General features: G+C 70.6%; 9 protein-coding genes. 4 read left to right on the top strand and 5 right to left on the bottom strand.

The annotated features are described in order from the left end of the window. Both VAE46_RS05675 and VAE46_RS05670 read left to right on the top strand, forming a co-directional pair. Positions 1 to 479, top strand: a 479-nt coding sequence (locus tag VAE46_RS05675; RefSeq protein WP_322795948.1) for a 7-cyano-7-deazaguanine synthase, incomplete at its 5' end; no start/stop codon positions are given. Then, positions 479 to 1,189 carry a 7-carboxy-7-deazaguanine synthase QueE gene (locus VAE46_RS05670; RefSeq protein ID WP_322795947.1) on the top strand — a complete coding sequence of 237 codons (711 nt, stop codon included), beginning with the start codon at positions 479 to 481 and terminating at the stop codon, positions 1,187 to 1,189. The genes VAE46_RS05675 and VAE46_RS05670, both read left to right, overlap by 1 nt. A 3-nt stretch (positions 1,190 to 1,192) precedes the next feature. Here VAE46_RS05670 and VAE46_RS05665 read toward each other — a convergent pair whose 3' ends face one another. From VAE46_RS05665 to mnmA, 3 genes are all read right to left on the bottom strand, one after another. After that, positions 1,193 to 2,215 carry a cytochrome c oxidase assembly protein gene (locus VAE46_RS05665; RefSeq protein WP_322795946.1) on the bottom strand — a complete coding sequence of 341 codons (1,023 nt, stop codon included), beginning with the start codon at positions 2,213 to 2,215 and terminating at the stop codon, positions 1,193 to 1,195. 277 nt (positions 2,216 to 2,492) lie between these two features. Next, complete coding sequence (locus VAE46_RS05660) at positions 2,493 to 3,539, bottom strand: hypothetical protein (RefSeq protein WP_322795945.1); 1,047 nt, start codon at positions 3,537 to 3,539, stop codon at positions 2,493 to 2,495. 38 nt (positions 3,540 to 3,577) lie between these two features. Continuing rightward, positions 3,578 to 4,669, bottom strand: coding sequence for a tRNA 2-thiouridine(34) synthase MnmA (gene mnmA, locus VAE46_RS05655; RefSeq protein ID WP_322795944.1), 1,092 nt, complete (start codon positions 4,667 to 4,669; stop codon positions 3,578 to 3,580). 5 nt (positions 4,670 to 4,674) lie between these two features. Between mnmA and rsfS the strand changes: the two genes are divergently transcribed. Beyond that, on the top strand, positions 4,675 to 5,067 hold the full coding sequence (gene rsfS / locus VAE46_RS05650; RefSeq protein WP_322795943.1) for a ribosome silencing factor: 393 nt from the start codon (positions 4,675 to 4,677) through the stop codon (positions 5,065 to 5,067). On the opposite strand, the gene VAE46_RS05645 is transcribed toward rsfS, so the two are convergent. Then, positions 5,064 to 5,942, bottom strand: coding sequence for a crotonase/enoyl-CoA hydratase family protein (locus VAE46_RS05645; protein WP_322795942.1), 879 nt, complete (start codon positions 5,940 to 5,942; stop codon positions 5,064 to 5,066). The two genes, rsfS and VAE46_RS05645, sit on opposite strands and share 4 nt — an antisense overlap. A gap of 365 nt (positions 5,943 to 6,307) precedes the next feature. On the opposite strand from VAE46_RS05645, the gene VAE46_RS05640 reads away from it, so the two are divergent. Then, the gene (locus VAE46_RS05640; protein WP_322795941.1) at positions 6,308 to 7,153 is read left to right on the top strand and encodes an SDR family NAD(P)-dependent oxidoreductase; all 846 of its coding nucleotides are present in this window, start codon (positions 6,308 to 6,310) and stop codon (positions 7,151 to 7,153) included. Between the two features lie 175 nt (positions 7,154 to 7,328). Here the strand turns inward: VAE46_RS05640 and VAE46_RS05635 are convergent, their stop codons facing one another. Further along, entirely contained in the window at positions 7,329 to 8,636 is a 1,308-nt protein-coding gene (locus VAE46_RS05635) for a hypothetical protein (protein WP_322795940.1), read from the bottom strand. Positions 8,637 to 8,979 lie beyond the last annotated feature (343 nt).

The raw sequence follows: 8,979 nt of genomic DNA, 5'->3' as shown, positions 1-8,979 counted from the left end.
GCCGCGACCCGGCCGCCATGGCCGCCGAGATCCCCATCACCTACGTCCCCCTGCGCAACACCTTCTTCGTCACCCTCGCCGCCGCCGCCCTCGAAAGCTGGCTGCTCGACCTCATCGAACGCGAGGGCGCCGACCCGGGCCGTCTCGAAGGCGCCATCTACGTCGGCGCCAACGCCATCGATTATTCCGGCTATCCCGATTGTCGCCCCGAGTTCTACCGCGCGCTCGAGGAGGTCCTGCGCCTCGGCAGCAAGGTCGGCACCGCCTACGGCATCCCGCTCCGCATCGAGGCCCCCATCATCACCATGAGCAAGGCCGACATCATCCGCTACGCCGTCGAACTCGGCGCCCCGCTCCACCTCACCTGGAGCTGCTACCTCGGCGGCGAAGACCCCTGCGGTGCCTGCGACGCCTGCCAGCTCCGGGCGGCCGGGTTCGCCGCCGCCGGCCTCCCCGACCTGGCCCTTCCCGCCCGCTGATGGATACCCTGCTCGTCTCCCGCATGGCCGACGGCCGCCCCGAAATCTTCGCCTCCGTCCAGGGCGAGGGCGCCTCCATCGGCACTCCCAGTACCTTCCTCCGCCTCGCCCTCTGCAATCTCCGCTGCCGCTGGTGCGATACCGCCTACACCTGGGACTGGACCCGCTTCGACCGCGCCGCCTCGACCCTCCCGCTCGAACCGGCAGCCGTCGCCGCCGCGGTCCTCGCCCTGCCCCCGCGCAACCTCGTCGTCACCGGCGGCGAGCCGCTCCTCCAGCGCCGCCAGCTCGTGCCCCTCCTCGAAACGCTCCGCGCGGCCGGCTTTCGCATCGAAGTCGAGACGAACGGCACCGTCGCGCCCGGGCCCGCCGCGCACCTCTTCGACCAGTTCAACGTCTCGCCCAAGCTTGCCCATTCCGGCAACGAAGGCCTCCGCCGCATCGTGCCGGGCGTGCTGCGCGCCTATGCCGAAGACCCGCGCGCGTGGTTCAAGTTCGTCATCGCCGAACCGGCCGACCTCGCCGAGGTGGAGGCCCTGCGCGAGGCCCACGACATCCCCCGCCAGCGCATCATCCTCATGCCGGAAGGCACCACCGCGGCGGCCCTCGCCGAGCGCGGACGCTGGCTCGCTGAGGCCTGCACCCGCGAAGGCTACCGCTTCTCCACCCGCCTCCACATCCTCCTCTGGGGCGACCGCCGCGGCGTCTGATGCTCAGCCCGCCGCCTGCGCCCGCTCCCGCTCGCGCGCTCGCCGGGCATCCTGCCGCTTCGCCTCGCGCTCATCCGCCCGCGCCCATGCCGCCGCCGCCGCGATCGTGGCGATCAGGCCCAGCGCTTCGCCCACGAGGAACATGATCGCCCCACCGATTTGCTGGTCGAGCAGCGGGGCCGGCCCCCACAGTCGCGGCTGCCGGGCAAACTGCTCGTACAGCACGCGCGACGGCTCGTAGAAGAGCGAGCCGAGGAACGCGTGGATCGGCACCAGCGCGAACAGGTAGAACAGCCGCACCGGGTGGGGCAGATTCCAGCGCGTTGGGTTGCCGCCCACCACCGGCCACCAGTAGTGGATGCCGGCGAACAGGAACACCGCGTAGCCCGCGTAATGCACCACGTCGTTCTCCAGCGAAAGCTCGAACAGCGGCGTGATGTACCAGAGGATCGGCACCGCGGCGAACAGCCCAAGCCCCACCACCGGGTTGGTGAACAGTTCGAACCAGCGGGCGTGCGTCACCGGGTAGATCCAGCGCTCCCGCCGGCGCGCGCCCGCCGCAACCAGCAGCAGCGTCATCGGCGAACCGAGCAGGATGAGCGGCGGCGCAATCGAAATCAGGATGAAGTGCTGGATCATGTGCACGAACAGGAAGACCCGGTCGTAGGCCGCCAGCGGCCCGAACACCGTCAGGATGACGAGCCCAATGCCCACCAGGAACGAGGCCAGCCGCCACGCCGGGAAGAGGCGGTCCCGGCCCGATCCGCGCACCCGCAGCCACATGAGCACGTAGGCGGCCGCCGCGCTCAGCAGCAGGTAGACCGGCAGCGGCTCGAGCGCCAGCGTGAACAGCACATCCGGGAACTCCGGCGGCGGCACATTCTCCACCGAACAGACGAAGACGAACGCCACGCTGGCCGAGTTGCCCGCCCGCAGCCACCACGTCAGCGCGCCGGCCAGCGCCAGCCCCAGCAGCCACCAGAGCCCGAAGGCCCTGGGCGTCACCCCCACCGCACGCGCGTACATCGCTTCCAGTGTACAGGGAGGGCACCGGGAGCCGGGAGCCGCCCGCCCACCCTGCCCCGCCCGGGAGCCGGGAGCCCCGGCCCCGACCTTCTTCTATCGCCCCCGAGCCCGGGAGTTCAGAAGTGCGCTCGAACGGTCGTTTCCGTCTCCCGGGTTGGGTGGCTGCGATGGGTGGCGGCTCCCGGTTCCCCGCTTCCCGTTCCCGGGTGGAGTTTGGGCAATAGGTTGCTCCCGGTTCCCGGTTCCCGGCTCCCCGCTCCCGGTTCCCGGCTCCCACCTACCTCACCCCCTTCCACCCCTCCTCGCTCGCGCTGATCGACGACGTCGTCTTCCCCAGGCGCGGCACCGGCACCGCCCCCGGCCACGTGTGTCCGCCGCCCTCGACCCGGTAATGCACCACCGGCGCGGCGCACCCCACGTACTCCACCTTCACGACGTCGTCCGCCACCCGCGTCTCCGAAGGCCCGCCCGTGCACCGGTTCTGCTTCGCCCAGCCCTCCAGGATCGGCCCCACCCCCTGGAACGTCCCTACCTGCTGGCCGCCAATCACGATCGGCCCGCCGTTGTATGGCACCACGGGGTCCTCCGTCCCGTGGAAGAGCACGAACGGCACCGGCTTCGGCCCGCACGACGCTGTCGGCGGCGTCGCCCCGGTCACCGCGATCACCCCGGCGATCAGGTCGTTCGCCTGGCAGGCCAGGACCGTCGACATGAAGCCGCCATTCGACATCCCGCTCGTGTAGACCTGCCCCGGGTCGATGCAGAGCTCCTCCTCGAGCTCCGCCACCAGGTCGCGCACGAAGCGAATGTCATCGAGCCCCGCCGCCAGCAGCCACGAACGCTCGACCCCATCCGGGCTCACCACGATGAAGCCTTCGCGGTCGGCCACCGGCACCCACCCGGCGTAGGCGTGCTGCTCCGCCATGCTGCTGCCCAGGCCGTGGAAATTGAGCATCAGCGGCAGCGGCCGGGACGCGTCGTAGCCCTTCGGCACATAGACCAGGTAGGCGCGCTGCCGCCCTGCCGATTCCAGCCCGCGCCGGGTGGTTTCGCCCGGGCGAAGGTCCGAAGGCAGGGCCGGGCAGGCGCTCGCCAGGGCCGTGGGCGTGGCCGTTGCGACCGTGCGCGTCCCGGAAGCTGGCGTCGCCGTGTTCTCCGTCGCCGCCGCAGGTGCCGGCGAACCTGCCACCGGGGTCGCGGCAGGGGTCGGGGTGTCGTTCGCGGGAGGCGTTGAGTCGCCATCGCCCCCGCGACAGCCTGCCAGCCCCAGCCCAACAGCGACGAGCAGGAGCGCGACCAATCCGAGGAGCCTCGCGCGCGACATGGCCGCCATTCTCCAACACCCGGGCGGTTCGTGCGCGCTCAGCTTCGCCAGGCCCGTTCGATCGTCCCGCCGCCCAGCACCTCATCGCCCCGGTACAGGGCGATCGCCTGCCCCGGCGTGAGCGCCCGCTGGCGCCGCTCGAAGCGCACCACCGCGCGCGGCCCGGGCCCCGCCTCCAGCAGCACCGCCGGCGCCGGCTCCGAGCGGTAGCGCGCCTTCGCCTCGAGCGGCGTCCCCGGCGGCGGCGCCTCCCCCGCAACCCAGCTCACCTCCGCCGCCTCGACCGTATCCGCGAAGAGCGCCTCCTCGGGGCCGATCGTCACGATGTTCCGCTCCGCATCGATCGCGGTGACGTAGCGGGGCTCGCCGGCCGCCACCCCGAGCCCCCGGCGCTGGCCGATCGTGTACGCCGCAATCCCCCGGTGCCGGCCCACAACCGCTCCTGTCTCGTCGCGCAGCTCCCCCGGCTCCAGCTGCACCCGCTCCTCAACGAAGGCGCGGTAATCGTTCCCCGGGACGAAGCAGATTTCGACGCTGTCCGGCTTCGCTGCCACATCCAGCCCCAGCCGCGCGGCGTGCGCCCGCACCTCCTCCTTCGTCAGCCCCCCGACGGGCAGCAGCAGCCGCGCCAGCTGCTCCTGCCCCAGCATGTAGAGCACGTACGACTGGTCCTTCGCCGGGTCGATGCCCTTCAGCAGGCGGTAGCGGCCCGTCGCGCCATCTCGCGCCACCCGCGCGTAGTGCCCCGTCGCCACGAACTCCGCATCGAGCGCGGGCAGCCGCTCCAGCAGCGCCCGGTACTTGATGTGCTCGTTGCAGCGCACGCACGGGTTCGGCGTCCGGCCCTGCGCATACTCCCGCACGAAACGGTCGACTACGTGCTTGCGGAACTCGCGCTCGAAGTTCATGACGTAGTGGCGGATGCCCAGCTGCCCGGCCACCCGCCGCGCATCGTCGATATCCTCGATGCTGCAGCACTGCTGGTGTCCCTGGAACTCCTCCGGCCGCTCCTCGGTCCAGAGGCGCATGGTGACGCCCACCACCTCGTAGCCCTGCTCGGCCAGCAGGGCCGCCGCCACGGAGCTGTCCACCCCGCCGGACATCCCGACCACCACCCGGGGTCTCGCCATCGCCTGTGGTACCATGCCTTTCGCCCGCTGCAGCGGGCAGGAGTTCGCGTCTGAGTCCTGAGGCCCTTGCCCAGCGCGCTGTCGATGTCCTCTCCGAGCACAAAGCGCTCGATATCGCGCTGATCGATATCTCCCGGACCGCGACGTTCACTGACTACTTTGTCATTGCGACGGCGCAATCGCCACTCCAGTTCGATGCCCTCGTCGAATACCTCGAGCACGACCTCGCCCCGCAGGGTGTCCACCTTCGCCACCGCGAAGGCACCCCCGAAAGCGGCTGGGTCCTCCTCGATTTCGGCGACCTCATCGTCCACCTCTTCAGCGAAGAGCAGCGCGCCTACTACCGCCTCGAGGACCTCTGGGGCCGCACCAGCACCGTGGTCCGCTTCGCCGATTAGCCGCCGCCCGGCCGCGGCCGCTCGCCGTAATCGCCGAAGGGCGCATCCCGCCGCCGAATCGCCTCGCGGAAGCCCAGCTCCCGGAAGCTCTCGACCCAGCGCAGCGCCTCCTCCGTGTGCCGGGTGATGCCATCGAACAGCGTCCCCAGCAGCTGCGTGGTCCGCAGGCCCATGTTTTCGAACGCCTGGTTGATGAGCAGCTTGTTGAGCGCCAGCTGGTTCGCCGGGATGTGCCGGAAGCGCCGCGCATACGCTTCCGTCCGCTCGTTCAGCTCCTCGGCCGGGTAGACATGCGAAACCAGCCCGATGCGGTAAGCCGTCGCCGCATCGATCTGGTCGCCCGAGAGCAGGAACTGCTTGGCGTGTTCGAGCCCCAGCCGGTACACCCAGAGCATCGTTGTCGGGGTGCCGTACATGCGCGAAGGCGGGTAGCCGATGACCGCGTCTTCGGCCATGAAGATCAGGTCGGCGCAGAGCAGCAGGTCCGTCCCGCCGCCGAGCGCGTAGCCGTGCACCTGCGCAATGACCGGCTTCGGGCACTCCCAGAGCGTCATGAAGCGGCGCATGTTGTGGCCCATGAACTGCAGGTCGCGCACGGGGTCCCACGCACCGGGCCGCGGCTCGACCGATTTCGCCCCGAACCGCCGCGGCCAGGGCACCCCGTCGGACCCCGGGTTCAGGTCGTACCCCGCGGTGAACACCCTCCCCGCCCCGCGCAGGATGATCGCCGAGACCTCCGGCGATGCAGTCGCCCGCTCGACCCCATCGGCGATGCCCTGGATCATCGCCTCGTTCAAGGTGTTCAGCTTCTCCGGGCGATTCAGCACCAGGATCGCCAGCCCGTCCCGTTCCTCATAGAGCACCGGCTCCGCCATGCGCGCCATCCTACCGCGCGGCCCCGCCCCGCGTCCCCTGTCCCACCACGGGAGAAGGGGAGAGCGGGAGAAAGGGAGAAAGGGAGCCCCGACCCTCCCCCTGTTCCCCGCTCCCTGTCACAACCTTCCACCTTCCACCTCCAACCTCCAACCTCCAACCTGCTCCCCGGCACCCGGTTCCCGGTTCCCCGCTCCCGGCTCCCGGTTCCCACCTCCAACCTCCCACCTCCCACCTCCAACCTGCTCCCGGTTCCCCGCTCCCGGCTCCCTGCTGCCGGGCGGAGCGGGCGCGGGCGGCAGGGCTCCCACCTCCCACCTTTTCCCGTACAATCCCGACGCTTACGTACACGTCAGGAGGCACCACCATGGGCAGGCTCGACGGCAAAACTGTCATCGTCACCGGCGCAAGCCGCGGCATCGGCGCCGAGATCGCGCGCCTCTTCGCCGAGGAGGGCGGGCGCGTCGCCTGCGTCGCCCGCACCCTCAAGGAAGGCGACCACCCCCTCGAGGGCTCCCTCGAACACACCGTGGAAACCATCCGTGCGGCCGGCGGCACCGCCATCCCGGTCGTCGCCGATATCTCCGAGTACAACCAGTGCGTCGCCGCCGTCGAAGCCGCCCGCGCCGCCTTCGGCCCCATCGATGTGCTGGTCAACAACGCCGCCCTTACCTACTTCATCCCCATCAAGGATTACCCGGTCAACAAGTGGCACCGCTCCATCGCGGTCAACTTCCACGCCCCGTTCTACCTTTCGCAGCTCGTCCTGCACGACATGCTGGCCCGCAAGTCCGGCGCCATCGTCAACATCTCCAGCGGGGCTGCCATCGGGCCGGGCCGCGGGCCCTACCCGGGGAACATCGGCCGCGGCGGCACCCTCTACGGCGCCGAAAAGGCTGCCCTCGAACGGTTCACCCAGGGCCTCGCCAGCGAGGTCTACCACGACGGCGTCAGCGTCACCTGCGTCTCGCCCTCGCAGGTCGTCCCGACCCCCGGCACCGTCTTCCACCACCTCGTGACCGGCATGGATGACCCGCGGGGCGAACCGCCCATCCTGATGGCGAAGGCCGCCCTCTTGCTCGCTACCGAACCGCGCGAGAAAGTCGCCGGTCGGGTCACCTACAGCCAGCAGATCCTGCGCGAATTCGGCTGGATCGACGACGGCAAAGGCCTCGGCATCGACCGCCCCGGGTCGGGCTATAGCCAGATCTAGGGAGCCCCGCCCCCGCCGCCCATCCCCCGCGCCGGGAGAGCGGGAGAGGGGGAGAAAGGGAGAGCGGGAGAAGGGGAGAGGGCAGCACTCCCACCTCCAACCTCCAACCTCCAACCTCCCACCTTCTCACTGCTCCCCGTTCCCGGGAGGCGGGGCCGGGAGGCGGAGCTCCCGGCTACCGCCTGGCGGAGAGCAGGCCGAACCCGCTCACCAGCACGAGGATGCCGGCGATGAGCAGAACGCCCGGGCCGGGCGTGCCCGTCGCCGGGCCGTTGCCTGTCGCGGGCGGGCGCGGCGTCGGCGAGATCACCGCCGGCGCGGTCGGCTGGGCGACCGGGGTGCCGGCGGTCGCGCTCGGTGCCGGTGTCGACGGGGAGGCCGGAGGCTGCGTCGGCGCAGCCGTGGGCGAAGGCGACGGCGTGGTTCCCGGCTGGTTGCCGATAGGCGCCGGCGGGGCCGGCTCCTGCGGCAGCTGGTCCGGCAGGCAGCGGGCATCGGCCGGGTCCACGCACGGCGGGTTGTAGTCGCGAATGGCGAGGAACGGCAGCTCGGCCGTGCTCCCCGGCTCCGTCGGCGCCGCCGAAAGGGTCGACTGGGCGAGCGTCCAGCCGGCCTGGCTGGCGACGGTTACGGTGTAGCTGCAGCCGTCGGCCGGCGGCAGCGCCACGAAGACTACCTCGCCTGCGGCGTTCGTCGTCTGCGTGATCGGCCCGACCCCGCAGCCGGTGAGCGTCACCTGCCAGCCGGCGCCCGGCGCTTCAAACCCGACCACGTTCTCCGTGACCACCACCCGCACCGTCACTTCCGGCTCGAAGTCGTACACCGTACCGTTCACCTGCACCCCATCGACCCGCACCAGGTAGCCCGGGTTGTACGTCCCAACATTCACCCCGGCGTACAGCACCACCGCATTCGGGCAGAGGCTCTGCAGCTGCGGCACCGTGTAGAACGGCGGCCCGCCAGCGCCGGCCGTCAGGGTGCACCCGCCGCCGGCGTTCACGTTGCGGCTCGACCAGTTCCTCGCGCCCGGGGAGGCCACGTTCCACTGCTGCCACGCCCCGGAGGTGTCGACCGTCATGGTCCCGCTGTTCCAGTACGGTTCGTACACCAGGGTGGTCCAGTTCACCGTGGGGTCGCCACCGTCCAGGTCGACCACCAGCTGGTACGAAGGCCCGGCGTAGTTCGGCCCCGCAAGGTAGCGCGTCCAGAAACCGAGCGCGGTTACCTGGCTGAGCGGGATACCCACCGGCACCAGCCACTGCGCCTTGGCGTTGCTCGTCCCATCGGTCTCCAGTTCGAATGCACCATCGCCGAAGGGGCTCGTCGGGTCCGGCACGAACCGCGCCTGGCCCCCGGGCCGCATATCGGCTGGGAACCAGCCCTGCGTCGCCGAGGGGCGCACCACCGTCGCCGTCGAACCTGCGGCCGGCATCGACCCCAGCAGCAGGAGCACGATGGCCGCGGTGAATGCCAGTATGCGCATACAACATCCTCCTGTTCTCATGTTTATCAGCAACACGCGACACTCCTGCGACAAAAGTCACATCAGCAGGAATGACCACGGTCAGGGGCAAAAGTTTACGGCTGGTAGCAGCCGCGTGAATGTCCTGTCACCAAAGTCGTCAGCATGTGTCGCGACGATAGGCTTCCTGCTCCCCTTCCCGGGCGGGGCCGCGCGGCGGGGCCGGTCTCCCACCTCCCACCTCCAACCTTTAAGATTCGAATCGTGTTCGAAACCGTCCGGCGCCTCCGCCGCTCCGCCCGCGTGGCCCGCGCCGGCGCCGCCATCTACCTCGGCTACAAGCGCACCCAGCGCCGCGCCCGCC

Origin of the sequence: Tepidiforma sp., from assembly GCF_034433535.1 — a bacterium.
Classification (GTDB): Bacteria; Chloroflexota; Dehalococcoidia; order Tepidiformales; family Tepidiformaceae; genus Tepidiforma.
Note: the sequence above shows the minus strand (reverse complement) of the source record. Positions and strands in the feature narration are given on the sequence as shown.

What these genes read in the sequence shown, in the direction of transcription:
- VAE46_RS05670 (WP_322795947.1), top strand. Translation starts at nt 479, where the DNA reads ATGGATACCCTGCTCGTCTCCCGCATGGCCGACGGCCGCCCCGAAATC.
- VAE46_RS05665 (WP_322795946.1), bottom strand. Translation starts at nt 2,215, where the DNA reads ATGTACGCGCGTGCGGTGGGGGTGACGCCCAGGGCCTTCGGGCTCTGG.
- VAE46_RS05660 (WP_322795945.1), bottom strand. Translation starts at nt 3,539, where the DNA reads ATGTCGCGCGCGAGGCTCCTCGGATTGGTCGCGCTCCTGCTCGTCGCT.
- mnmA (WP_322795944.1), bottom strand. Translation starts at nt 4,669, where the DNA reads ATGGCGAGACCCCGGGTGGTGGTCGGGATGTCCGGCGGGGTGGACAGC.
- VAE46_RS05645 (WP_322795942.1), bottom strand. Translation starts at nt 5,942, where the DNA reads ATGGCGGAGCCGGTGCTCTATGAGGAACGGGACGGGCTGGCGATCCTG.
- VAE46_RS05640 (WP_322795941.1), top strand. Translation starts at nt 6,308, where the DNA reads ATGGGCAGGCTCGACGGCAAAACTGTCATCGTCACCGGCGCAAGCCGC.
- VAE46_RS05635 (WP_322795940.1), bottom strand. Translation starts at nt 8,636, where the DNA reads ATGCGCATACTGGCATTCACCGCGGCCATCGTGCTCCTGCTGCTGGGG.